At 68.7% G+C, this 24,881-nt stretch carries 22 protein-coding genes and 2 tRNA genes; 11 read left to right on the top strand and 13 right to left on the bottom strand.

Features of this window, described 5'->3' with window-relative positions; genetic code table 11:
- Nucleotides 1-190 precede the first annotated feature (190 nt).
- Nucleotides 191-739, top strand: coding sequence for a gluconokinase (locus WFH23_RS04365; RefSeq protein ID WP_336661698.1), 549 nt, complete (start codon nucleotides 191-193; stop codon nucleotides 737-739).
- Nucleotides 740-772: 33 nt separating this feature from the next.
- On the opposite strand, the gene trhA is transcribed toward WFH23_RS04365, so the two are convergent.
- Entirely contained in the window at nucleotides 773-1,519 is a 747-nt protein-coding gene (gene trhA, locus WFH23_RS04360) for a PAQR family membrane homeostasis protein TrhA (protein WP_336661697.1), read from the bottom strand.
- A gap of 72 nt (nucleotides 1,520-1,591) precedes the next feature.
- On the opposite strand from trhA, the gene WFH23_RS04355 reads away from it, so the two are divergent.
- The 5 genes from WFH23_RS04355 to WFH23_RS04335 are packed head-to-tail and all read left to right on the top strand — an operon-like array spanning nucleotide 1,592 to nucleotide 6,052.
- Entirely contained in the window at nucleotides 1,592-2,377 is a 786-nt protein-coding gene (locus WFH23_RS04355; protein WP_090151835.1) for an isoprenyl transferase, read from the top strand.
- 4 nt (nucleotides 2,378-2,381) lie between these two features.
- Nucleotides 2,382-3,170, top strand: a complete 789-nt coding sequence (locus tag WFH23_RS04350) for an SDR family NAD(P)-dependent oxidoreductase (RefSeq protein ID WP_336661696.1) — start codon at nucleotides 2,382-2,384, stop codon at nucleotides 3,168-3,170.
- 38 nt (nucleotides 3,171-3,208) lie between these two features.
- Nucleotides 3,209-4,543 carry an amidohydrolase gene (locus WFH23_RS04345; protein WP_336661695.1) on the top strand — a complete coding sequence of 445 codons (1,335 nt, stop codon included), beginning with the start codon at nucleotides 3,209-3,211 and terminating at the stop codon, nucleotides 4,541-4,543.
- 46 nt (nucleotides 4,544-4,589) lie between these two features.
- Nucleotides 4,590-5,342, top strand: a complete 753-nt coding sequence (locus tag WFH23_RS04340; RefSeq protein ID WP_336661694.1) for a nucleoside phosphorylase — start codon at nucleotides 4,590-4,592, stop codon at nucleotides 5,340-5,342.
- Entirely contained in the window at nucleotides 5,339-6,052 is a 714-nt protein-coding gene (locus tag WFH23_RS04335; RefSeq protein WP_336661693.1) for an HAD family hydrolase, read from the top strand. Before WFH23_RS04340 ends, WFH23_RS04335 begins: the two co-directional genes overlap by 4 nt.
- A gap of 47 nt (nucleotides 6,053-6,099) precedes the next feature.
- On the opposite strand, the gene WFH23_RS04330 is transcribed toward WFH23_RS04335, so the two are convergent.
- The gene (locus WFH23_RS04330) at nucleotides 6,100-6,591 is read right to left on the bottom strand and encodes an S-ribosylhomocysteine lyase (RefSeq protein WP_336661692.1); all 492 of its coding nucleotides are present in this window, start codon (nucleotides 6,589-6,591) and stop codon (nucleotides 6,100-6,102) included.
- A gap of 149 nt (nucleotides 6,592-6,740) precedes the next feature.
- The gene (locus tag WFH23_RS04325; protein WP_090151630.1) at nucleotides 6,741-7,046 is read right to left on the bottom strand and encodes a hypothetical protein; all 306 of its coding nucleotides are present in this window, start codon (nucleotides 7,044-7,046) and stop codon (nucleotides 6,741-6,743) included.
- Between the two features lie 368 nt (nucleotides 7,047-7,414).
- On the opposite strand from WFH23_RS04325, the gene WFH23_RS04320 reads away from it, so the two are divergent.
- The 3 genes from WFH23_RS04320 (at nucleotide 7,415) to WFH23_RS04310 (ending at nucleotide 8,960) form a co-directional block, all read left to right on the top strand.
- Nucleotides 7,415-7,975, top strand: coding sequence for a phosphorylase family protein (locus tag WFH23_RS04320; protein WP_336661691.1), 561 nt, complete (start codon nucleotides 7,415-7,417; stop codon nucleotides 7,973-7,975).
- Between the two features lie 81 nt (nucleotides 7,976-8,056).
- The gene (locus WFH23_RS04315) at nucleotides 8,057-8,800 is read left to right on the top strand and encodes a DUF981 family protein (protein WP_336661923.1); all 744 of its coding nucleotides are present in this window, start codon (nucleotides 8,057-8,059) and stop codon (nucleotides 8,798-8,800) included.
- Nucleotides 8,801-8,869: 69 nt separating this feature from the next.
- Nucleotides 8,870-8,960: transfer RNA gene (locus WFH23_RS04310), tRNA-Ser, on the top strand.
- A gap of 83 nt (nucleotides 8,961-9,043) precedes the next feature.
- On the opposite strand, the gene WFH23_RS04305 is transcribed toward WFH23_RS04310, so the two are convergent.
- From WFH23_RS04305 to WFH23_RS04270, 8 genes are all read right to left on the bottom strand, one after another.
- Nucleotides 9,044-9,751, bottom strand: a complete 708-nt coding sequence (locus tag WFH23_RS04305) for a response regulator transcription factor (RefSeq protein WP_336661690.1) — start codon at nucleotides 9,749-9,751, stop codon at nucleotides 9,044-9,046.
- On the bottom strand, nucleotides 9,748-10,941 hold the full coding sequence (locus WFH23_RS04300; RefSeq protein WP_336661689.1) for a sensor histidine kinase: 1,194 nt from the start codon (nucleotides 10,939-10,941) through the stop codon (nucleotides 9,748-9,750). The genes WFH23_RS04305 and WFH23_RS04300 overlap by 4 nt, the downstream gene beginning before the upstream one ends.
- Nucleotides 10,938-11,780 (bottom strand): hypothetical protein, encoded by an 843-nt coding sequence (locus tag WFH23_RS04295; RefSeq protein ID WP_336661688.1) that lies wholly within the window; start codon nucleotides 11,778-11,780, stop codon nucleotides 10,938-10,940. Before WFH23_RS04295 ends, WFH23_RS04300 begins: the two co-directional genes overlap by 4 nt.
- On the bottom strand, nucleotides 11,777-12,703 hold the full coding sequence (locus tag WFH23_RS04290) for an ABC transporter ATP-binding protein (RefSeq protein WP_211649011.1): 927 nt from the start codon (nucleotides 12,701-12,703) through the stop codon (nucleotides 11,777-11,779). Before WFH23_RS04290 ends, WFH23_RS04295 begins: the two co-directional genes overlap by 4 nt.
- A 112-nt stretch (nucleotides 12,704-12,815) precedes the next feature.
- Nucleotides 12,816-14,219 (bottom strand): MFS transporter, encoded by a 1,404-nt coding sequence (locus WFH23_RS04285; protein WP_336661687.1) that lies wholly within the window; start codon nucleotides 14,217-14,219, stop codon nucleotides 12,816-12,818.
- A gap of 37 nt (nucleotides 14,220-14,256) precedes the next feature.
- Nucleotides 14,257-15,267 (bottom strand): SRPBCC family protein, encoded by a 1,011-nt coding sequence (locus WFH23_RS04280; protein WP_336661686.1) that lies wholly within the window; start codon nucleotides 15,265-15,267, stop codon nucleotides 14,257-14,259.
- Nucleotides 15,264-15,509, bottom strand: coding sequence for a hypothetical protein (locus tag WFH23_RS04275; protein WP_090151554.1), 246 nt, complete (start codon nucleotides 15,507-15,509; stop codon nucleotides 15,264-15,266). Before WFH23_RS04275 ends, WFH23_RS04280 begins: the two co-directional genes overlap by 4 nt.
- A 61-nt stretch (nucleotides 15,510-15,570) precedes the next feature.
- Entirely contained in the window at nucleotides 15,571-16,437 is an 867-nt protein-coding gene (locus WFH23_RS04270) for a cation-transporting ATPase (RefSeq protein ID WP_336661685.1), read from the bottom strand.
- Nucleotides 16,438-16,889: 452 nt separating this feature from the next.
- Here WFH23_RS04270 and WFH23_RS04265 point away from each other — a divergent pair, with 452 nt between their 5' ends.
- Complete coding sequence (locus WFH23_RS04265) at nucleotides 16,890-17,372, top strand: DUF3817 domain-containing protein (protein ID WP_336661684.1); 483 nt, start codon at nucleotides 16,890-16,892, stop codon at nucleotides 17,370-17,372.
- An 84-nt stretch (nucleotides 17,373-17,456) separates the two neighbouring features.
- Here the strand turns inward: WFH23_RS04265 and WFH23_RS04260 are convergent.
- Nucleotides 17,457-17,547 (bottom strand) — tRNA-Ser (locus WFH23_RS04260).
- 10 nt (nucleotides 17,548-17,557) lie between these two features.
- Nucleotides 17,558-20,062 (bottom strand): helix-turn-helix transcriptional regulator, encoded by a 2,505-nt coding sequence (locus WFH23_RS04255; RefSeq protein WP_336661683.1) that lies wholly within the window; start codon nucleotides 20,060-20,062, stop codon nucleotides 17,558-17,560.
- A 442-nt stretch (nucleotides 20,063-20,504) separates the two neighbouring features.
- Between WFH23_RS04255 and WFH23_RS04250 the strand changes: the two genes are divergently transcribed.
- The gene (locus WFH23_RS04250) at nucleotides 20,505-24,842 is read left to right on the top strand and encodes a choice-of-anchor G family protein (RefSeq protein WP_336661682.1); all 4,338 of its coding nucleotides are present in this window, start codon (nucleotides 20,505-20,507) and stop codon (nucleotides 24,840-24,842) included.
- Nucleotides 24,843-24,881: the final 39 nt, after the last annotated feature.

The following is a 24,881-nucleotide window of genomic DNA, read 5'->3' as shown; positions in this document are numbered from 1 at the left end:
GCATTGGGGGTGCCGAAGCGGTTCCGGCGGCTACGGTGAGGGATTCAGCGACCGTGAGACCGGATTGGCGGTATCCGCCTCACCGAGGCCCCGCTGCTCACCGAAGCCCCGCTGCTCACCGAGGCCGAGGTCTGTGCCGTTCCGAAACCCCACACAGAGGTGCAGCACATCGCGTGGCACACTGAAGCGCATGGAACGCACGTCCGCCGACACGGCCGCCGGCTCGCAGCTCGCCGGGCGGGCGCTCGTCGTGATGGGGGTCTCCGGCGCGGGCAAGAGCACCGTCGCCGCCGCGCTCGCCGCCGCACGCGGCGGCCTCTGCATCGACGCCGACGACCTGCACTCGGCGAAAGCGGTCGATCAGATGCGGCGCGGCACACCGCTGACCGACGCGGATCGCTGGCCCTGGCTCGACCGCGTCGGCGCGAGCATCACGCGTGCGGCGGGCGAGGGGCATGCGGTGACCGTGGCATGCTCGGCCCTGCGACGCACGTATCGCGACCGACTGCGCGCCGCGACGGCGGTACCGCTGTGGTTCGTGCAGCTCGATGTGCCCCGTGACCAACTGCTCGCCCGCCTGGAGGTGCGCGTCGGCCACTTCATGCCGGCCGGATTGCTCGATTCGCAGCTCGAGACCCTCGAGCCGCTCGCTCAGGATGAGCCGGGCATCACCGTCGACGCGGCGCTGCCGGTGGAACGGATCGTCGCCGTGGTCGCGGCGCACCCGCCTCGCCAGTGAAGGGGTGGGGCGGCGGCACTCCGACCGTGAGCGCTACCGCAGGAAGAACGGGTCGAGCGCGAGCAGGAGCGCCGCCGTCCAGTGGCAGAGGAAGGCGACCACGGTGAGCGCGTGGAAGATCTCGTGGAACCCGAAGACGCCGGGAATCGGGTTCGGGCGCTTCGTGCCGTAGATCACGGAGCCGAGCGTGTAGAGCAGACCGCCGACCACCACGAGCACCATCGCCGCGAAGTTCGCGTGCGCGATATCGACGATGTACATCATGGCGGCCCAGCCGAGCAGCACGTACAGGGGCACGTACAGCCATCGCGGCGCGCCGAGCCAGAACACCCGGAATCCGATGCCGAGCAGGGCGCCCACCCAGACCAGCACGAGCAGCAGCACGCCCTTGTCGAGCGGCAGCGCGAGGAGCGCGATCGGCGTGTACGTTCCGGCGATCAGCACGAAGATGTTGGCGTGGTCGAGACGCCGGAACACCTGCCGCGTGCTCGGCTTCCAGTTGCCGCGGTGGTAGAGCGCCGAGACCCCGAAGAGGAGCATGCTCGAGAGCGTGTAGACGAGGGACGCCCACTTCGCCAGCGGCCCGTCGGCGACGCTGATGAGCACGATCCCCGCCACGATCGTGAGCGGGAAGGTCCCCGCGTGGATCCAGCCCCGCCACGTCGGCTTCGCCTCGCGCGTGGCACCCGGCTGCTCCTGCGGGTGATCGATGGCGTCTTCGAGGAGCGGGATCGAGAGGCGATCGGGTTCGGGCAGCGGTCGTTCCTCCTGCGACGTCATGACCTCGAGTGTATGGTCCCGGCCTCCTCCTCGCGACGGGCGCGCATCAGGTCGAGCCGGTACACTCGGAACGTGAGTGCCCAGCCGTCGAATCCGCGGGCCGGTCTGCTCTACCGGCTGTACCAGCGGCGCCTGCGCCGCGAGATCGATCGGCGCCAGGTTCCCCAGCACATCGCCGTGATCGTCGACGGGAATCGTCGCTGGGCGAAACAGCGTCTCCAGGAGCGCGCCGCCTTCGGGCATCGCGCCGGAGCCCGCAAGATCCCCGAGTTCCTCGGCTGGTGCGAAGAGGTCGGAGTCGGCACCGTCACGCTGTACCTGCTCTCCGCGGACAACCTGGGCGCGCGGGATCGCCAGGAACTCGACGACCTCTTCGGCATCATCGCGGAACTCGCCGAACTCCTCGCCGAGCACCCGGGGTGGCGCGTGAAGCACGTCGGCACGTGCGACGGGCTGTCGTCGGAACTGACCGACGCCCTGCGTGCGGCCGAGCAGTCGACCGCCGATCGTGACGGCCTGCACATCAACCTCGCCGTCGGCTACGGCGGCCGCAGCGAGATCACCGCGGCGATGCACAGCGTCATCGCCGAGCATCAGGCGGCCGGCGGCACCATCGACACGCTCGCCGAGCGATTGACGCCCGAGCTCATCGGTGAGCATCTCTGGACCCGGGGGCAGGCGGATCCCGATCTCGTGATTCGCACCTCGGGTGAGCAGCGGCTCTCCGACTTCATGATCTGGCAGTCGGCGCACTCCGAGTTCTACTTCGTGGAAGCGCTGTACCCGGACCTGCGCGAGGTGGACCTGCTGCGCGCGCTGCGCGACTACTCGTCTCGGCAACGACGGATGGGGGGCTGAACAGATGGTGGGACGCGGATTGCCGGATCTCGCAGGTCAGCGGGTGCTGATCACGGGCGCCTCCGGCGGTATCGGGGGCGGCATCGCACGCGCGTTCGCGGCTGCCGGCGCGCGCCTCGCCGTGCACTACCGCGGCGCGACCCGGGAATCGAGCGATGCCGTGGGCGCGCTCGTGCGGGAGCTGCGTGAAGCCGGCGCTGAGGTCGAGCCCGTGCGCGCCGACCTCGCCCTCGCGGGTGCCGCATCGTCGCTGGTCGATGACGCCGTGGCGGCCCTCGGCGGTCTCGACGGACTCGTCAACAACGCCGGAGTGCAGCCGCTTGCGATGCTCGCCGATACGACGAGGAGCGAGTGGGACGAGGTGCTCGGCACGAACCTCGGAGCGGTGTTCGAGCTCTCGCAGGCCGCGGCCGCGGTGATGCGCGCGACCGGCGGCGACCGGTGGATCACGCACATCGCCTCGATCGAGGCATCCCGGCCGAGCCCGGCGCACGCGCACTACGCCGCGGCGAAGGCGGGGCTCGTGATGCACGCCCGCGCGGCGGCGCTGGAACTCGGTCCGCTCGGCATCCGCGTCAACTCCGTGTCTCCCGGTCTCGTCGACCGACCCGGTCTCGCGGACGCCTGGCCGGAGGGTGTCGCGAGCTGGACGAGCCGAGCCCCGCTCGGCCGACTCGCCACTGCGGCCGACATCGGCGGCGCGTGCGTGCTGCTCGCGTCACCGGCTGCCGGGTTCATCACCGGGCAGGATCTGGCCGTCGACGGCGGCATGCTGGCCACGCCGGGCTGGTGACCGATGACCCTCTTCCCGAATCGAGAACGGAGCTGCGGATGAGCGATTACGAGACGGTGCTGCGCGCCGACGCGATGCTGACGCCTGCGGGTGTGGTCGCCGACGCCGAACTCGCCTTCGACGGCTCGGGACGGATCACGTACGCCGGATCCGCCCGCCCGGACGCGGCGTCGGCGAGCGACCGCGTGGTGCACGAACTCGCGGGGCAGGTGCTCATGCCCGGACTCGTGAACGGGCACACGCATTCCGCGATGACGCTCCTGCGCGGCGTCTCCGACGATGAGGGCTTCATGCCGTGGCTGGCGGCGGTGCAAGCGCTCGAGCAGCATCTCACGCACGACGATGTCGCAGTCGGATTGCAGCTCGCGATGGTCGAGATGATCGAGACCGGCACGACCGCGTTCGCCGACATGTACCACTGGGATGCCGAACTCATCGAGCTGGTGCGCACCGCGGGCATGCGCGCCCTCGTCGCGCTCGCATCCTTCGCTCCGGATGCGGTCGGGTTTCCCGGCGTCTCGCCCTGGAACGGCGCCGATGCGACCGAGCAGACCGAGGCGCTGGCGGCCCAGTACTCTGGCGATGCGCAGGTGCGGATCGCCTACGGCCCCCACGCGCCCTACACGTGCCCGCCCGAGTTCTTGAGCGACATCGCACGGCGGGCCGTCGCCCACGGGATCCCGATTCACACCCACATCTCCGAGTCGGCAGCCGAGGTCGCGCAGATCGAGGAGCGCTACGGGGCGACGCCAGCGGCGCATCTCGACGCGCTCGGACTCTTCGAGGCCGAGGTGCTCGCCGCGCACTGCGTGCACCTGACCGAAGACGAGATCGCACTGCTCGCGCGCACCGGCACCGCGGTCAGCCACAACCCGGTCTCGAACCTGAAGCTCGGCAACGGCATCGCTCCGCTTCCGGAGTGGCAGACCGCCGGGCTGCGCATCTCGCTCGGCACCGACTCCGTCGCGAGCAACAACACGCTCGACCTCTTCGAGGAGATCAAAACGGGCACCATCCTGCACCGCGGGGCGCGCCAGGACGCCGCGGTCGTGCGCGCATCGGACGTGCTCGACATCGCCACGCGGCGCGGCGCCGAAGCGATCGGCTTCCCGGAGACCGGCGCGCTCGAAGCCGGGCGCCTCGCCGACGTGATCGCGCTCGACGTCACGGGATCCGCCGCGATTCCGTTCGAGCCGGCAGCGCTCGTCTCGCACCTCGGCTTCTCCGCGACGGGCGGTGACGTGCGTCACGTCTTCATCGGCGGACGGCATGTGTACGCGGAGGGCGAGCACCTGACGCTCGATGCCGACGCGATCCGCCTGCGGGCCGCCGAGGCTCGCGCGCGACTGAGCGCTGCAGCGCGTACCGACTGAGCGCGCCCTCAACGCATTCCATCCCCCGACACATCGAAAGGTCCTCATGCCCGTCCGACTCCCCGCCGACGCCGAACTTCCCCTGCTGCGCGCCCGCGTATCCGACCTCGCCGACCGAGCACTCGTGGTCGGCGACCCCGGGCGCGCGGCCCGCGTCGCCGAACGGCTCGACGACATGCGGCAGCTCGCCGTGAACCGCGAGTATCACGTCTACGCAGGCACCTGGAAGGGTGTGCCCGTGACCGTGGCTTCGCACGGCGTCGGGGGAGCCGGAGCCGCGGTGTGCTTCGAAGAGCTCGCACGAGGCGGCGTCACCCGCATCATCCGCTCGGGTACCGCGGGCGGCATGCAGTCGGAGATCGTCGACGGCGCCATTGTCGTGGCGACCGGGGCGGTGCGCGCGGACGGCGTGAGCCACCAGCTGGTGCCGACCGAGTTTCCCGCCATCGCGACCCCGGAACTGACGGTCGCCCTGAAAGCCGGTGCTGCCAGTTCCGGGCTCGACGTGCACAGCGGCGTCGTGCTGACGGGCGACATGTTCTACCCGAGCGACGTGATCACCGGAGTCGACCTGCCGCTGTGGCAGCGCGCCGGCGTCGTCGCCGTCGAGATGGAGGCGGCCACGCTGTTCGTCATCGCTGCACTCCACGGCATCGAGACGGGCGGCCTCTTCGCCATCGACGGGAACCCCCTCGCCGCGGCCGACGTCGCGATGGGGGACTACGACCCGTATCGCGAGATCGTCGTGCAGGCGGTCGACGCCGCGCTCACCGCCGCGCTCGACGTGCTGGTGTCGTGAGCGCACCGGCACGCAGCGCGCACTCGTCGTTCTCCGCGGTGCTCTTCGACTGCGACGGCGTGCTCGTCGACTCAGAGACGATCACCATCCAGCTGCTCTCAGAGATGCTGCGCGAGCTGGGATGGGAGATCTCGTACGACGAGACCGTGCGCACCTTCATCGGGCGGGCCCTGGTGGACGAGTGGGAAGTGATCCTCGCGCACACCGGCTTCAGGATCACGGACGCCTGGATCCACGAATTCCATGTACGCCGGGATGACGCCCTGCGCGTCAGCGTGCAACCCGTAGCCGGAGTGGAGGCGATGATCGCGGCGGTCGCCGAGCGCTTCGGCGACCGCATCGCGCTCGCCTCCGGCGCCGATCGCGTCAAGATCGAGATGCAGCTCGACGTCACCGGGCTCGGGCGCTGGTTCGGCGACCGGGTGTTCAGCGGCATGGAGCAGCCCCGCAGCAAGCCGGCTCCCGACGTCTACCTCGCCGCCGCTGCGGCGCTCGGCGTCGACGCCGCTTCGGCGCTCGTCGTCGAAGACACGGTCGCCGGTGTGACGGCCGGTATCGCAGCTGGCGCGACGGTGTTCGGATTCTCCCCGGACAGCCCGGTGCGCACCGACACAGGGATGCTGCGCGGAGCAGGCGCGTCGATCGTGTTCTCAGACATGAGCGAACTGCCCGGTCTGATCGACGAGTGGGCCTCGCGGGCCGCGGCGTAACCCGACGCGGCCCGCAGTGTCAGCCGTTGCGGGCTCCGACGCACTCCCTATGCGATGCGGGAGCGGTCGAACGCGTCGAGGCTGATGCCCTCGGCGAGCACGATCTTCGCCCACTCACGCGCAGAATGCAGGCTGTGATCGCGGTAATTGCCGCAGCTCACTGCTTCCGTTCCCGGCACGTCGTCCCAGGTGATGCGCTCCGCCAGATCGGTGAGCGAACTCTTGATCGCCTCGGCGACCGTCTCGACGTTCGGCTCGCCCCAGGCGATGAGATGGAATCCGGTGCGGCAGCCGAACGGCGAGATGTCGATGAGCCCGTCGAATCGGGTGCGCAGCAGCGCGGCGAGCGAGTGCTCGATGGTGTGCAGGCCCGCCGTGGGAATCTCCGCCTCATTCGGCTGCACCAGGCGGATGTCGAAGTTCGAGATCGCGTCGCCCTTCGGGCCGCGCTCGACCCCGATGAGGCGCACGTACGGTGCCAGCACTTTCGTGTGATCCAGTGAAAAGCTCTCTACTTCGGCAAGTTCGACGTCGCTCATGCGACCCAGTTTCTCATGGGCACCAGAGTATCGAGCGTGGGCACGACATCTCCTGGCATGACGAAACGTGACTCCTGAACGGCGTCGGGGCCCGGGTACGAGAACGGGCCCGCACCCGAAGGTGCAGGCCCGTTCTCCGTACGCGAGCGTTACGCTGCGCGCGCGAGCTCCTTGCGGGTCAGCGCGATCCGCGTGCGGTCGCCCGCGAGGCGCTCTGACACGCTCACGTTCCAGCCGGCGCGATCGAGGCGCTTGAGGTCGCCGCGCGCCTCGTCGAGACGATCGGTCTCGACGACGTAGAGCGTGCGGCCAGAGCTGCGGTAGACCGAGCGGCGCTGGGCCCAGTCGGGCACGAGCATGTCTTCGGCTCCGCTGAGGGAGTGGTAGGGCGTGCGCAGGGGGGCGGCCGCCGGCCGCACGTCTGCGATATTGGGCATACGAGTATGCGAAGTCATGGTGTTCCTTTCGTGGCGCACCGTCACGGTGCGCGATCCCCGAGCAGTTCTCGGGGGTGGGCTCACTGGGAGCCTGCGCTGCTTCGCCGGGGCTGCGTCGGTACAGCCCGTTCGATCTCTTGCGATCGATAGCGGAGCGCAACTGCACCGGTCTCATCGGGGGACCAGCCTCGTCTGAAGGCCTTCGGTGCTCGGTGGGTGTCGCGGCTGGTGACGCAGAGTTGAGGTGATCTCGACGTGCCGTTCAACGGCGATCATGCGTACGGCTCGCGAACCCGACTCCTCATATTAGAACACATTTTCGAAAAGCGCTAGTGTGGGTTCGAAGATGTGGATCAATAGGCGCGTGAGCGCCGCTGGGAGCGCCGATGACTGAACCGACCACCCTGCTCGTGTTCGCACACCGCGACGAGGCTTCGGCCTTCTCCGATGTGGCTCACCTCGTGACCGGAGTGGGCAAGGTCAACGCTGCGGTAGCACTCGCCGCGGAGCTCTCCGAGCGTCCCGTCGATCGCGTTGTGGTGCTCGGAACGGCAGGCGTCGTGAGCGACGGCCCCGAGCGCCCATCGCTCGACGCGGTCTACCAGATCACCGGAGTGGTGCAGCACGACTTCTCGCTGCCGTCGCCGGAGCTGCGACCCGCCGGCGACGCGATCCTGCCCCCGGAGGCGACCGCCACCATCGCGACCGGCGATGTGTTCGTGCAAGACGATGCCCAGCGCGCGACCATCGCAGGCCTCGGTGCGAGCCTCGTCGACATGGAGGCCTACGCGTACGCCAGCGTGTGCGCGCGCTTCGGGGCCGCGCTGCAGATGTTCAAGATCCCCTCCGACTTCGCCGACTCGACCACCACCGACGAGGAGTGGGACACGATCGTGTTCCGCAAGAGCGAGCAGCTCAGGGAGTTCTGGGACACCAGGCTGAGGTAGTTCGCGCGGCCGCCGCGTCAAGGCGGTGGCAGGGCTCCTGCTCGTTCGGTACACCTGAAGGCATCGGTGCGTTCGGTGCCGATGGAAAGGGGAGAACCGGTGCTCATGGAAGCCGACGGGCTCATCGTCGATTGGACGCTGATGCCCACGTACAACACCATCATGTCGCTCGCAGCGGGTGCGGGGCTGCTCTGGATACTCGGGCTGGTGCGCGCGCTTCGCAAACCAGTGGAGTTCGCTCCCGAGGGGTGGGCGCTGACCGCCGGCGTGCTCGGAAGCATCCTGACGCTCACCGGCGCGCATATGACCCTGACCTGGCCGCTCGCCGCCTACTTCCCGTTCGACAACATCATCTTCGGAGAGCCGAGTCTCGGATTCGGCGTCCTGCTGCTGGCAGCAGCCTTCCTGCTGTGGCGCCGCTCCGCCGCCATCACGGCGGCTCCAGACCCGGGGGCGCACCTCGCGCGCACCGCCCGACCACTCGGTATCTTCGTCTTCGGACTGGGTCTCGCGATGTTCGGGATCGCCGCCGCTGGAATGGTGTTCCAGCTCTTCGCCGCGCCGCCGGAAGAGCCCATCTCGGGTGCATTCGCCGAGTACCCGTGGGTGGAGGCGACCTTCATGTCGGGGCTCTTCGCGCTCGTCGGAGTGGGCGCCGTGCTCTTCCCCTTCGCCCTCAGGGGCTTCGATTCAGCCGGACCGAAGCTGCGGCCCGTCGCTCTCGTCGCGGGCATCGCCTGGGGGCTCGCCGGGCTGGCGTTCCTGCTCTTCGGGGCACTCAACTACTTCACGCACATCGGCCTGATCATCAATACGACCGCGTAACGGCTCGCGGATGAGGCCGCACCACGGCCCGATTCGCGCGAGCCGTTCGCATCCCGTAGGATTTTCCGCGGTGACGTGTCCGAGCGGCCGAAGGTGCAACTCTCGAAAAGTTGTGTAGGGTAACCCCCTACCGTGGGTTCAAATCCCACCGTCACCGCCAGATGAGAAGCCCCGGGTCCTTGCAAAGGCGAGGGCCCGGGGCTTCGTGTTCACGGCGGCATCGGTTGCATCAGCGACACCGAGCTACGGCTCGACGCGAACCACGCCGAGTTCGTACGCCCGGATCACCGCGAGAACGCGATTCGGCACTCCGAGCTTCATCAGAATGCGCCCGAAGTGAGCTTTCACCGTCGATTCGGTGACGTGGAGGGCCGCCGCGATCTCTCGGTTGGTCAAACCTCGACCGACGAGTGCGAAGACGTCCCGTTCCCGGTCCGAGAGCGCGTCGAGCTCGTGGGCGCGGGGCGGCGCCTCGTCTCTCGCCAGGTGGGGCACCGCGATCTCGATGAGCTTCGCCGTGACGCGCGGCGAAACGACCGCGTCCCCGGTGACGACCGCGCGCACCGCGGCGATCAACTCGTCCGGGCGCGTGTTCTTCAAGAGAAACCCTGCGGCTCCGGCCTGCAGCGCGCCGAAAGCGTACTCGTCCACGTCGTAGGTCGTGAGCATGAGCACGCGCACGCCGGGATGCCTGGCCGTGATCTCGCGGGTCGCCTCGATGCCGTCGGTCCCCGGCATGCGCACATCCATCAGCACGACGTCGGGGGCGAGCCGCCCGGCCGCCCGAACGGCCTCGACGCCATCTGCGGCCTCGCCGACGACCTCGATGCCGGGGTGCGCGTCCAAGACGAGTCGGAGCCCGTATCGGACGAGATCCTGGTCGTCGGCGATCAGGAGACGGATGACGTCGGAGTCTGCCCCCGCGTTCGTGCCCGAGTGCGCTTCGCTCATTGCTCCTCCAGCGAGAGACGAACAGAGACCTGCCAGCCGCCGCCGGCGAGCGCGCCGGACCGTACCTCACCGTCATAGAACATCGCGCGCTCCTGAATGCCGACGAGGCCTCGACCGTGTCCCACAGCGGCCGGAGCTTCTGCAGAGCGGTCGGTCACCACGATGCGCGCCTCGTGCTCGGTGAACTCGAGGCGAACGCGCACGTCGCGCACGTCTCGCGCGTGGCGCAGCACGTTCGTGAGCGATTCCTGCACGATCCGGTAGACGGTCAGCCCGACAGCCGAGTCCGCTTCGGGCGCCCCCGCCTGATCGAGTCGCAGGGGAAGGCCGGCGGCGCGAAACTCTTCGATGAGTGCCGGAAGGTGGCGCATGGTGGGCGGCTCCGGCATCGGCCGCGCTGCACCTGAGTCGTCGCGAACGGCGGTGAGGAGGCGTTTCACCTCGGACAGGGTGCGTCGGCCGGTCTCCGCGACCCGGCCCATCACACGCCTCGATTCGTCGGGACGCGCGGCCGCAGTGGCTTCGGCTCCGTCGGCGAGCGCGATCATCACCGCCAGACTGTGCGCGATGACATCGTGCATCTCCCGGGCGATGCGCTCCCGTTCGCAGGCCGCTGCGATACTGACGTCCTGCTCCGCCCGTTCCATGATCGCGCGAACCTGCCGATTCCGATGCCCGGCATTGATGCCGAGCAGCGAAGCGATGAGCATTGCGGCGATGAGGACGATCGAGACGCTGAGCCAGTCCGTCGGCCAGCTCTCCCAGTCGACCCGAAGCGCGAGTCCGTGCACCGGCGGGCCGAGGCGCACGCGGAATGCGGTGATCAACGCACCTGCGCAGGCGACGAGCGCTCCGACACCCAGCGCGGCCCAACCACGACGGCTGCCGAACTCCGCCCCCGCGCGGTACAGCGCGACCAACGCGAGCGCGACCTCAGCTCCGGATCCCGCGGCACAGGTGAGGAGCAGGAGACACAGGACGACAGCGAATGCGACGATCGGTCGGCGGCGCCAGAGGCAGAGCGTCGCGGTGCCGGCCGCGCCCAGCAGCACCAGCGGCCCCGCCGGCGTTCTCAGCTCGGACTCGAGCGAGAGGTAGCCGAGTACGGCGGAGATGCTCAGGTAGACCACCAGGGCGAGCACGTCGCCGCGGGTGAAGACGCGTGGGGGCCGGTTTCGCTGCGCGCTCATGCGTCCCGTCTGCGCAATGCGATCGCCCCCGCAGTCAGGGCGAGCCCGGCGGAGACGGCGGCGATCACCCACCCTGCTGCTGTGCTGATGTGACCCGACCACAGGTCGAGGAATGGACCGGAGCCATCGCTCACCCGGCTCATCGCGTCACCGGCATTGCCGAGCAGCGTGATGCGGATGAGGCGAGAGAGCAGGCCGTATGGGAGCACCGAGCTCAGCACCGGGATGAGCAGCGTGGCCGCGAACACGATGATGGAGCCAGCGGTGGTGGACCGCACGAGAGCTCCGACGCCGAGCCCGAACAGGCTGCAGAAGCCGAGGTACGCGGCCGAACCGACCAGCGCCGACGCCACCCCGGGGCCCGTGAGGGGAGCGGCGAGCCCGTGCTCGGCGTAGAACGGATACGTGGCGGCCCACGTGCTGAGCGCGGTGATGAATGCGACTCCGGTGACCGCGGAGCCTGCGACGAGTGCCTTCGCCCAGAGCACGCGCAGGCGATCGGGAACCGCGACGAGGGTGAGCTGAATCGTGCCGGAGGAGTACTCGGCACCGATCATCATGACACCGAGGATACCGGCGATGATCTGCCCGCTGATCACCATGGGCATGGTGACGTCGCCCATCGTCCGTTCGAGTGAAGGGACCGACGGCACTCCCGAGGATTCGAGCGTGGCGGCGAGGAAGAGACTGCCGGTCATCCCGATGAAGAAGATGCCCCCGAGGGTGATCAGTGAGGCGGGAATGCTGAGGAGTTTGATCCATTCCGAACGGAGGACGCAGGCGAATGCGGGGCGGCGGGTGCGCGCATCCGACCGGTGCGTGGGCGCGGTCAATGTCATGAGTTCGCTCCTGAAGGGCTTGTGGTCGCTCGGTACTCGGTCGCCGCTGCGGTGAGCGCCAGGTACGCATCTTCGAGGGACCCCTCGACGGAGGTCACTTCGTGCAGCACGATGCCCGCCGCAGCAGCAGTGCTGGCGACCTGTTCCGCCGACAGGTGCTCGACATCAATCGCACCGTCGGCGCGAATCGACACGGTGACGCCGGGCGCTGTCAGTGCCGCCATGAGACGTTCGACCTCGTGCGTGCGCACTCGCACGGATGACGGGGTCGCGCCGGTGATGACGTCGCGCATCGAGCCGTCGGCAAGGATCGCGCCGCGGCCGATCACGATGAGGTGATCCGCCGTCTGCGCCATCTCGCTCATGAGATGCGACGACAGCAGCACGGTCTTCCCCGCTGCAGCGAGCTGCCTCAGCAAGGCTCGAATCCAGAGGATCCCCTCGGGGTCGAGCCCGTTCGTCGGCTCATCCAGGATGACCGTCTGAGGATCCCCGAGCAGCGCCGCGGCGATACCGAGACGCTGGCCCATGCCCAGTGAGAATCCGCCCACCCGTCGGGTTGCGACCGCATCGATGCCCGTGAGCTCCATGACCTCTCCGACGCGGGCCCGACCGATGCCGTGCGTCGCCGCGATCGAGAGCAGATGCTTGTACGCCGTGCGACGCCTGTGCGCGGCGCGCGCATCGAGCAGCACGCCCACCTCTCGCAGGGGCGCTGGCAGGTCGCGATAGGCGCGGCCGTTGACCTCGGCGATCCCGGCGCTCGGCTGATCCAGCCCCACGATCATGCGCATCGTCGTCGACTTTCCCGCGCCGTTCGGGCCGAGAAAGCCGGTGACCTTTCCCGGTCGCACCGTGAAATCGATCCCGTCGACGGCTGTCTTGTCGCCGTACCGTTTCGTGAGCGTCTGAACTCGAATCATGATGCACCTTTCGCTTGCATCCGACGCTACGGAGAGCCGGGCGCAGGCGCATCGCCCTGGAGTCTGCACATCGCTCCGGCGACCAGTACCTGGGTCTACACGGAATCGGCGGTCACGAGTGCTGCGCTGCCTCGCTCTCCGCGTTGCCCTCCCGCGGCGGGTTGCGGATTCCGAGGAATGAGACGATCGCTCCCGCGAAGAACAGCGCGCCCGTGACGATCGCCGCCGAGTGGAAGCCACGCAGGTCGAGTTGCCCGCCGACGATCGTCGCGAGGAGCGCGATGACGATGAGGCCGGCGACCCGGGAGATCGCATTGTTGACGGCGGATGCGATGCCGCTGCGCTCGGGGCCGATAGCGCCGAGGATCGCGGCCGTGAGCGGTGCGACCATGATGGAGAGCCCCAAGCCCATGACGACCATCGAGGGCAGCACCTGCCACCAGTAGGAGAAGGGATCCCCGACGAGCAGGAGCAGCAGGGCGCCGGCGCCGAGCAGCAAGGGGCCGACGGTCATGAAGAGGCGCGGGCCGTACTTGCCGGCGAGGGCTCCGATCTTGGAGCTCAGGAGCACCATGAGGATGGTGATGGGCAGGCTCGCCAGCCCGGCGAGGGTGGCGGTGAGCGCCGGCCCGTTCGGGTTCTGCAGATACACGCCGATGACGAAGCCGTTGAGCGAGAGCGCCGCGTAGATGAAGAGCGTGGCGAGATTGCCGGTCCAGAAGTTGCGCACGCGGAAGAGCGACAGCGGCAGGATCGGTGAGCTCACCCGCGTCTGCCACCACAGGAAGGCGAGAAGGAGTGCTGTGCCGGCCGAAAGCGGAACCCAGATCACGGGGCTCTCCCAGCCATGCGCGGGCTCTTCGATGAGGGCCCAGACGGCGAGCCCGAGTCCGATGGCGGCCGCCGCGCCGCCGAGCCAGTCGATGCGCACCCCGCGCTGACGGTCGTCGGTATCGGGCAGCTTCTTCAGCATCCAGAGGGTCAGGCCGATGGGAACGACGTTGATGAGGAATACGAGGCGCCAGGAGAGGTAGTCCGTGAATACGCCGCCGAGGAGAGGCCCCACGATCATCGCGCCCGTCGTGACCGCGGTCCAGGCGCCGATCGCCTGCCCCTGCGCGGCGCCGGAGATGCGGGAGGTGATGAGCGCGAGCGAGCTCGGGAGCAGGAATGCGCCGGCCGCTCCCTGCAGGGCGCGCGCGATGATCATCATCTCGGGGGAGACGGCCAGCCCGACGGCGAGCGAAGCGATACCGAAGCCGATGAGCCCGATACGCATGATGAAGACGCGACCGTACGCGTCGGCGATCGATCCGGCGAGGAGCATCAGCGCGCTCAGCGTCACGAGGTACGCGTCGACCACCCACTGCTGCGTGCTGAGACCTCCCCCGAGCTCTTCGGAGATGCGGGGGAGCGCCACATTCGTGACCGACATGTCGAGCGAGGTCACGAACGAGGCGAGAATCGCGATCGTCGTGACGAGTCGCTGCGGTGCGCTCAGGCGCGTATCGGTCATGTGGGCAGGATACGTCGACGAGGGGTGGTCCGGTGGCTCAGCGGAAGACGCGGCTGATGCCGCTGACGAGCTGCGACAGCTGCACCCAGATGATGACGCGGTATGCCGGGCGCAGCACGAACCCGAGCACGCGGTGTCGTCGCGGCCGATCGCCCGCGCGATCCCACGAGAACGCGATCCTGATTCGTGTTCCGTCAGCCTCCGGTTCGAGGGTGATGTCGATGGTTCTGGAGTTCGCGCGCGGAGCGTCGGGGAACGCCAGGTTCCAGACGACGCGCCGCTCGGGTTCGCGCGCGAGCAGCCCGAGGTGCACTCGTCGGAACGCGGGGGCGACCTTGAGCTCCGTCCCATCGGGGCGGGTGGTGGTCGCGCGAGCGCGCCAGCTTCCGCCCAGCTGATCCGTCGTGCCCTCGGGGCTCGCGGCGACGCTTGCGATCGACGGCTCCCACTCGGGTATGCGGGCAGGATCGGCGAGCAGCGACCACACCTCGGCGGTCGGGGCGGGGATGAAGCCCTCGGTGGTGCCGGCCAGGGGGCTCGATGAGCGCGGAGGGCTCTCGGCGTGCTCGTCGATCGATGCCGCGCTGCCGGAGGAAACGAGGTCGTGCTCGATCGCCGCCCGGCTCGCACCGACCTCCTGGACCACCGCCTCGATGAGGCCGCTGGGTTCCGCGAGCAGCTCGGTGAGCACCGCGACCGCGTCCCCAGCATTGCCGCGGGCATTCGCAGCCGTGAAGATGCGCCCCGCGCGGTCGCTCCACGTGTATCCGTCGGTCTCGTGGAAGACGATGCGGCCGGAGTCTGGCTCACCGACGCTCACGCCGAGGCCGGCGAGCTGCGCGGAGTGCTGCGCGGCGACGCCGGCACGAGCGGCTTCGAGGGTGAGGCCGTGACGGCGCAGGACCCGGCCCGCCCGATCTCGGTCGATGGTGAGCGCGAGGAGCAGATGCTCGATGTCGGCGGTGCGCAATCCGACGCGGGAGGCCTCCTCCATCGCGGCGAGCGAAAGACGGTGAGAGGTGTCGGCTGACCGAGTGAACTTGCTCATGCGTGCCTCCGGGGGATGACGATCGCGGGATCGATGCGCTTGGCGTATTTCTTGTGCACGGCCTGGCGGGTCACTCCGAGCGCGTCGGCGATCTGCTGCCAGCTCATGCCGGCGAGCAGCCCTGCCTCCACCTGCCGGAGTTCGAGCGTGTCGGCGAGGGCGCGGAGCGAGGTGACCGCGCGCAGTCCTGCGCGCGGATCGCTGAGGTCGGCGGCGCGCGCCGCGATCTGCGAGGATTCCATGGTGTCAACTTACGTTGCTTGCGCAACTCGTGTCAACCCCGGTTGCTTGCCGGTCCCAGGTTCAACGGTCGAAGAACCCGCGCACGTCAAAACCCGAGATCGCCTCGCCCAGTGATCCGAGCCCGCCCTGCGCAGCGTCGAGTGCGGATCCTGCCGTATCGCCCGCGCCGGCTACGGCATCCTCCACCCCGGGCACCGCGTCGCCGAGTCCCGAAGGCGCATCGCCCGCCGCGAAGTCACCCATCATCGCCTCGGGGTCGAGCCCTCCGGCCAGGGCGTCGAAGTCGATGCCAGCACCGGCGGCTTCAGCGAGGAGCGAACCGCCGATCGACGTCGCGATCGCGCCGCTCGCCACGAGTCCGAGCAGGCCGACAGCACCGGCGCCGGCCGCGAGCGCCCCGCGACCACCGCCGCCGCGTGCGGCGCCCGACGCACCCGAGAGCAAGCGGCGCAGTGATCCCGGGTTGCGTGCTTCGCTCCTCGTCGCGGCACGAGCGAGATCGGCGGGCGCCGTCGAGACGGGGCGCTCGCCTGGCGCGAGGCTGCGGTTGAGGTCCTCCTGCAGCAGTGCTCGCTGCGACGGAGTGAGCTTGGCGAAGGCCTCCGCGTGCACCTGCTCGAGCTGCCCGGGCTCAGCCGTCTCCAGCAGATAGTTGTACCGAGCGATTGCCGCGCGGTCTTGCGGGCTCACCGCAGGCGGTGCAGTGCGGGGCCGGTGCGGATCCGGTCGAACGTCTGCCCCAGGAGCCGAGGGTCGGCTCTGCTGATGGCGCGGTTCTCCCGTCACCGCGTCTGCAGCCCGGTGCACCATCGCGCGCCAATCGGTCGCACCGCTGGACGAACCGCCCTCCTGCGCACCGCGTTCGCCCGCGCCGCGCGAGTCGATCGCCTTCTTCGCCAGGTTGAACATCTTCTTCATATTGCTCATGAGTGGTCCTTTGCCGTGCAGATCGAATGGAGGGGAGGAGCGGGGGAGGCAGGCTTCGCGCTCGCCGCAGCATGCGACGGGGTCACCGGATCACGCCGACGCGTCGAGGCGCGCACCGAGGGCCGGCCATGGCCGGCGGGGGTGCGGCGAAGATGGGCGCGCGGCGTGGTGTGCGGCGTTGCCGAAGGCGGCAGATCGCATGAGAGCGCTCCAAGGGGTGACGTGGGACATCGTCAAGGTCTCCTCCACTGCAAGCAGCTGGCGGTCCGGGATGACACTGATCATCCGTATTGACGAACCCACCACGCGGGAGTACTCCCCTTGGTGCTCACCAACATAGCCGCTGCAGGCCCAGCCCGGCTGGGAAGTGCACCGATCGGGCTCCCGTATGCTCGATGCAGCGCATGGAAAGCCCCGCATCTGCGTGGGCGGAATGATGGAGGCCCAGCCACATGAGTAGTCACACGCACGCACTGCGCGCCAGTCCTCGAGGGCTCTTCCGGGCATTCGCGATCGCTGAGGCCTTCACGTGGGCGGGGCTGATCGCGGCACTCATTCTGCGTGCAACGGACACCGCCGATATCGTCTCCGTTGCGGGCGGCCTCCACGGTTTCGTGTTCCTGTGCTACGGCGTGACGACGGTCTTCGTGTGGGTGAATCAACGATGGCGTTTCGCCGTGGGCGCGACGGGACTGCTGCTCGCGATCGTGCCGTTCGCGACCGTACCGTTCGAAATGATGATCGATCGGAAGGGCTTGCTGAACGGCACGTGGCGGCTCGCGCCCGGCGGCGAGAATCCGCGGAGTTTTCCTGAGCATGTGCAGGCTTGGATTCTGCGCCATGTGATGCTCTCGATCGTCGTGCTGGTCGTGCTCGTCGCGGTGCTGTTCATCACTCTGCTCTGGCTCGGCCCGCCGATTCCGAAGGGCGAGTGACGTCAGCTCCGGTCAGTGCGGACGCCGTCCTGACGCGGAATCGGTCCCAACGAAAAGACCCCCTCACGCAGGAGGGGGTCTTACTGGCGGTGACGGTGGGATTTGAACCCACGGTAGGGGGTTACCCTACACAACTTTTCGAGAGTTGCACCTTCGGCCGCTCGGACACGTCACCGCTAACGAGATTAGCGCATGGAATCGATGAGACGCGAATCGAGGCGCTGCCTCCGCAGGTCCGGCCGTTCTCGCTCCTCGCCGGGCACCTGCGCCTGGCGCACGAGTGCGGCGAGTTCGCCCCGGTCCCCGGCACTGAGCTTCGCCCGGGCGTGGGCGATGTGCGACTCCACGGTCCGCACGCTGCACCGCAGCCGTGACGCGATCGCCTTGTTGCTGAGACCCTCTGCGACGAGGCGTGCCGTCGCCGACTCGCGAGGTGTGAGTCGCACGTGCTCTCTCGCCGGGAGCAGGTCGACTCGGAACCAGGGATCGACGCGTCGGGCCGCCGCCTCGAGTTCCGCGAGCTTCGTGTCGCATCGGTTGACGCTTCCGGTCGCCCGCCGACGCATGAAGATGCGCTTGGCGGCGCGAAGCGCGAAGGCGGCCGGGGCCCAGAAGCCGGCTTCCGTCAGCGCATCCGCGCACTGCAGCAGTGCCACGGGATGCTGCTCGTTCGCCGCCTGGACGTGGGCACGGGCCAGTTTCGCGATGTCGAGGGCACGTGATGCGTCGAGCGGCGATTCGTGCAGATGGTCGTAGCGGCGAACGCGGGAGCCGATGCGATCCAGGCGCCCGCTGAAATAGGCGAGCACCTGCGTGGGGAAGTCATCCACGATGTCCTCGCCGTTCCCGTCGAGATCGACGTGACCGGTCGCCGTGCGGAGGATGGCGCTCCCGGTATCGCGGATCAGTGCTGTGAGGCGCACCGGGAGGAATCGCGGGAGTCGAGCCTCGAAGAGTTCCCATTCGCGCAGCGCTCGAGCCATATCGCCCGACGCGATCGCCTGCCCGACAGCGCCGAGGTGGCCGAGCCAGACCTGGTGCCGCGTCGACGCCGGCAGCGATTCCGTCAACGAGTAGAGTGCGACGTCGCTCCCGTCGGTGTCGCCGAGGTAGAGCGCGAGCATCGCCTCGGTGACGATCGCGGCGGAGAGCAGATCGCGCAGCTCTGGCGGGCTCGATACGGCGATGTCGGTGACTCGGGCGATGCGCTCAGTGCATGTTGCAGGATCGCTCGGGCGCCTGCCGCGCTTGATGTTCTCCAGGTCGATGAGCTGACCGGCGAGGAGTGCCACTTCTCGCGCCGGATGCGTCGTCGCGATGCGGTGCAGCGCTTCGGTGTCGGATCCGACGGGGCCGGTCTCGTTCCATCGAGCGAAGACGAATCGCGCGTCGCGTTCTGACGCTCCGGTGTCGGCGCCGGGGAGCGTCTCGGTGCGCGCCTGCTGCGGAATGGGCGATTCCGCCGAGATCTGGCTCGTGAGGGCGATGGCGGCGATGCGCTGCGATGCCGTGCCGGAAGCGTGTTCGGGAACCGCATTGAGGCTTCGCAGGCCGGCCAGAGCGCCGTGCATGACCGTGGCGGCTCTCGCGCGGTCGAGCGGGTCGAGCGTGGCGCCGAAGCCCGCGCCGCGCACGAGCAGGTCCCGGCACTCGGTTCCTGCGCCGAAGCTCAGGGCGTCGAGCGCGACTCGGCGGAACAGGTCTGCTCGCGCCGGGTCGAGCTGCTGATGGATCTCGCCTCCGTCGGTGATCGTCGTGCAGAAATGCGCTTCGCGATCGGAGAGCGGGACACCGAGGGACTCCTGCAGCAACAGGGTGCGAGCCGCGCGCTGCTCGGCGGAGGCCACGATGTCGGCTTTCGTGCGCACTCGCATGCCCGCCGCGAAAAGCTCGGGGACGCCGTACGTGGTCGGGTCGGTCGGGGTCTGAATCAGAACGCCGTGCGCCACGAGGGATGCGACGGCAGCGCTGCCGACGAGGTCTTCATGACCGAAGAGGGTGCGCGGCTCGAGCTGCGCGAGCGTGGTCGCTGCAGCGATTTCCGCGTCGGTGAGTGATCTCTGGGCCAGTGCGTGGGCGAACTCGAGCGTCGGGATACCCGATTCGCTGATCTGGGTCGGTGCCAGCCGAGGCCAGGGTGTGGCGATCACCGCGCCCTGCGCAGCGAGTCGGATCACCTCGATGAGCCACGCAGGGCGACCCCAGGACATGCTGTGCAGCGCGGCGAGCACGCTGGAGTCGAGCGGAGTCGTCGCCACCTCGACCGCGATCTGCAGCGTTTCAGGCAGCGTGAGCGGGTTCAGGTGCACGTAGCGGGTGACGGGCGCGTCATCGTGCTCGGGGGTCAGCAGCTTCGCCCATTCAGCCGCACGGTGCTCGTCGTCAGTCGAGAGGTCGGCGGCCACCGCGCAGAGCACGGGGGCGCCGTTTCGGATCCGGTCGATGAGCGAAAGGATGAGCTCTGGCGCGGCGTGCTCTGCATCATCGACGAGCACGACGTGACCCGGGGCCTCGTGCTCGATGCTCTCGCGTGCTTGCGGCTCGCGTGCGCTGCACCTGAGTACCGGTCGTCCTGCGGCCTGCAGCGCGCTCGCAACGGCGCGCATGATGTGCGAACGTCCGCTCCCGTGCCCGCCGGCCAGCACGATGGTGCCCGGGGCGCTGAGCTCGTCGACGAGGTGCGCGACCATGACGCTTCGCACCTTGCCTCGTTGCACGTGGCGCATCACACCGTCCCCCTGAAAGACGAACCACCCCCGTGGGCGCTGAGTATCCGCTCAGCACAAACATCTTCTGGGAACACCATAGCCGATGAATAGTCCTGTGGTGAGGGGCTGACATCATGCGAACCGGGCATGCGTCTCAGTAGTGATCAACTGCATCTCAGTATCAAGCGAAGACACTCTCAGGGACGTCCACATCTCGTTACAGCGCTACGCGAAGTCGTAGCTTCAGGGAATACACATAAATAGCCTCGGCGGAGGGGGCTGGACTCTGTCCGCTCCCGGATCTCGCAGTGACGCGGAACATACGTCAGAACGGAAGAGGGGGCCTCCCGTGGGGTACAGAGAAGATCAGCGGAGGAGAAGGTTCGGCAGAGCCACTCGTCCCCTAGCAGTGGGATTGGCGGCGGTGACTGCGCTCGCCTCGGCTTCGGCCTTCGGTATGACCGCCGCGGCGGCAGACGTGCAGGCGCCGAGCGCAGAGGCAGAATCAACCGGCCACGGGCACGGTCTGTGGATCGACGGGCTCGGGCTGGACGTCGCGAGCACCGCCTCGACCTCGACGGAGTTCCCCGACGTGCCGGGACCGGCCACGAACGGTCTGGATCTCGATCTCCTCCAGTCGGCGACGGTGAACGCGAATGGCATCAATCTCCCGCTGCTGAGCGATGGCACCAACGGCGGCCTCCTCTCACTGGGTGATCTCGGGGCGCTCTCGAGCTTCTCGACCTCGCCCTCGGCGACCTCCTCCATCGCATCCTCGGGCATCATCACCGAAGAGGGCGCGATCGATCTCGGGCCGGTGAACGACCCCGATAGTTTTGCTCCGGCCCAACTCGACGCGAGCGCGCTCGTGCGCCAGGTGCTCGGCGATGCCGTCGCCGACGAACTGCTCAACGAGGCCATCCTGAGCGTCGGCGCACTCGCATCCCGAGTCGAAGCTGAGAACGGCGCGGCGACATCGGAGTACTCACTCTCCGGCCTCGATCTCGAGCTCTCGAGCCCGGCCGTCGGCGGACTCGTCGACGATGTCGACGCACTCGCCGGGGGCCTGCTCGTTGACGTCGAAGCTCTGCTCGCCGAGGGCGGGACGGTCTCGAACCTTGTCGGAGGCCTCGTCGACACCATCGACGCACTTCCTCTGGTGAGCGCGTCACTGAATGACCTCGACCTCGACACCTTGGCGCTCACGACAGAACTGCGTACTCAGCTCCTCCAGACACCCCTCGAGAACTCTGACGGCAGCGTCACCGTCGACCTGAGCGACGGCACGATCACGGTGAATCTCGACGAGCTCGCCGTGAGAGGTCAGCCGGGCGAGAGCCTGAGCACTCTCGCGCCCAATACGAACGCGCTCAGCGGTGCGACCGTCACAGCGATCCTTGACGGGGTAACCGATGCTCTTCTGGGAGATGGGCCGAATTCCCTCGTGACCAAGGCAGTCACGCTGATCACGGAAGGTATTTACGGGGTGGGCCTCACGGTCGATATTCAGGCCGAGGTGAGCCTGACACCCCTCGTGCCGCTGGTCGATGCGCCGATCTTTATCAGGGGTGAGCTCGGCGGCGTCCTCGGTGCCCAAGGATACGATCCTCTCGCCCTGGATGTGAGTGGAATCAACGTAGCCGGTATCCCCGTCGGTACGGTACTGACACCCATCACCGATGCGTTGAGCGGCGCCGTGACCTCGATCACGAGCGCGCTTGTTCAACCGGTCACCGACGCGGTCGCAGACATCCAGCCGTCGCTCGTCGAACTCCTCAACCCGATCGTGACCGAGCTGCTCGACGATGCGCTCGAGCCGGTGCTCACGGAGGTGCTGGCGATCACGATCAACCAGCAGCCGGAGACGAGCGATCTGGGAGCGGACGGCTTCACCGTGCGCGCCCTCAGTCTCACGCTGCTCCCGCTGCTCGGCGACAGTTCCGTGAACGTGCAGCTCGGCTCCGCCTCCGCGTTCGCGGAAGCGGCAGCCGCGACGCTCGCCGCATCACCGAATCCGGTCGTGCAGGGCGGCGTCGTCACGCTGACCGGCACCGGCTTCACCGAAGATGAGGACGTCACTGTGACGTTCCCCGACGGGACCACTGAAGTCGTCGTCGCTGGTGCCGGTGGATCGGTCACCGCGACGTGGGATGTGCCCGAAGATTACGCCCCCGGAACCGTGAACTTCTCGGCTGCGGGCGGCACGAGCGGGCTGACCGCGACGGCGTCCACTCAAGTCGTGGCGGCCTCCTCAGCGACCCTCGATGCGGCCCCCGATCCGGTCGAGCAGGGCGGCACCGTGACCCTTACCGGCGGCGGCTACGAAGACGGCGAAGACGTCTCGATCACGCTTCCCGACGGCGTCATCACGACGGTCACCGCTGAAGACGATGGAACCTTCACGACCACGTGGGCAGTTCCCGCGAACTTCCCGGTGGGCGCTGCGAACTTCTCCGCCACGGGTGTCACGAGCGAACTGACCGCCGCGGCGAGCGTTCAGGTCGAGGCAGCAGCAGCGGCGTTGCTCGAAGCGTCACCCAACCCGGTGGCGCAGGGAGGCACCGTGACCCTCGCGGGAGGCGGCTTCGAAGGCTCGGAAGGCGTGCTCATCGAACTTCCCGACGGAACGACGACCACGGTGACCGCGAATGAAGACGGCGCGTTCTCCACGACCTGGGTCGTGCCGGACGACTTCGCCGAGGGCGACGCGACCTTCACCGCGACCGGCCTGCTGAGCGAACGAACGGCTACTGCGACGACCGAGGTTGTTGCGGCGGTCGAGGCCACGCTCGATGCCAGCCCGAACCCTGTGCTGCAGGGCGGCACGGTCACGCTGACGGGCGGCGGATTCGCCTCCGGCGAGGACGTCACGGTGACCCTGCCCGACGGCACGACGCGAGTGGTACCGGCCGAGCTGGACGGTTCGATCAGCACGACGTGGGAGGTGCCGTCCGATTTCGCGACGGGCACCGCGACGTTCACCGCTCTGGGTGAGGAGAGCGGAGCCACGGCGACCGCGACGACGGAGGTCGAGGCGGCTCCGGTGGCGACGCTCGAAGCGACTCCGAACCCGGTGGAGCAGGGCGGAACGGTCACGCTCACCGGCGGCGGATTCACCGACGGCGAGAATGTGACCGTGGTGTTCCCCGATGGCACCGAGGAGATCGTCGTGGCCGGCGAGGACGGCTCGATCACCACGACCTGGGAGGTTCCGGCGGACTTCGAGCCGGGCGAAGCGACCTTCACCGCAACGGGTGAGACCAGCGAGCTGACCGCGACCGCGACCACGGTCGTCGAGGCGGCGGCGGATGCCGATGTGAATGCGAACGCTTCGGCTTCGGCTTCGGCTTCGGCTGATGCGGCGGCTGACGACGATGCCTCGGCATCGGCTCAGGCGGCGGCACAGGCTGCGGCGAACGCCGATAACACGAGCGACGCTTCGGCGGCTGCTGATGTGACGGCGAACGCGGCGGCTGAGGTTGCGGCGACGGCGGATGCGTCGTCGGAGGCGTCGGCTGAGACGAACGCTGCGGCTTCGGCTGCGGCGACGGCGAGTGCCGATTCGACGGCGGATTCCGCGTCGGATGCTGATGCGTCGGCGGCGGCTTCGGCTGCGGCGAACGCTGATGCGTCGTCGGCTGCTGATGCGGCTTCTGAGGCGGCTGCTGAGGCGACGTCCTCGGCGGATGCATCGTCTGCGGCATCGGCTGACGCGACCGCTGATGCGGATGCCGATGTGAATGCGAACGCTTCGGCTTCGGCTTCGGCTTCGGCTGATGCGGCGGCTGACGACGATGCCTCGGCATCGGCTCAGGCGGCGGCACAGGCTGCGGCGAACGCCGATAACACGAGCGACGCTTCGGCGGCTGCTGATGTGACGGCGAACGCGGCGGCTGAGGTTGCGGCGACGGCGGATGCGTCGTCGGAGGCGTCGGCTGAGACGAACGCTGCGGCTTCGGCTGCGGCGACGGCGAGTGCCGATTCGACGGCGGATTCCGCTTCGGATGCTGATGCGTCGGCGGCGGCTTCGGCTGCGGCGAACGCTGATGCGTCGTCGGCTGCTGATGCGGCTTCTGAGGCGGCTGCTGAGGCGACGTCCTCGGCGGATGCATCGTCCGCGGCATCGGCCGACGCGAACGGCGATGCCGATGGTGCTGAGCTGACGCTCTCCGACCCGGCCGACCGCACGGTGACGGAGGGTGAGGACGCGGTCTTCACCGTCGAGGTGCTCTCCGGCACAGCGACCTCGATCGTCTGGGAGGAGTACACCCCGGTGACGCCGTCCGACGCGGCGACGGAGGGCCTCCAGCCGCTCGCGGTGGGAGCCTGGTCCCCGACGGACGAGGTGGTGTCGCAGGACGGCAGCACCCTCACCGTGGAAGACGCCGAGCTCGTGGAGAACGGCACGCTCTTCCGGGCGGTCGCCACGGATGGCACGACGACGGTCACGAGTGACGCTGCAGAGCTGACGGTGCTCGCGGCCGGAGCCGCCGACGCCGATAGCAGCGCGGGCGGAGCGGCCGACGCCGGTGGAGCGGCGGACGCCGGTGGCACGTCCACGGCGAGCGGGTCCTCCAGCGCGAGCGGGTCATCCTCCGCCAGCGCCTCGGGTTCGAGCAACGCCTCGGGCGGTGCGAAGTACCTGAGCAACACGGGCGGTGAGAGCCAGTTCGGTCTCGGCATCGCCGGGCTGCTGCTGGTGCTGGCCGGTGCCGGTGTCGCAGTGACGGTTCGCCGTCGCAACGCGGCACGGCACACCTAAGCGGTACTCATGAAGGCGTGCGGTCGGGGAAGCCCGGCC

It is taken from the genome of Leucobacter sp. USHLN154, assembly GCF_037145595.1.
GTDB lineage: Bacteria > Actinomycetota > Actinomycetes > Actinomycetales > Microbacteriaceae > Leucobacter > Leucobacter alluvii.
The sequence above is the reverse complement of the archived record's forward strand: the minus strand, read 5'-3'. Positions and strand labels throughout refer to the sequence as shown.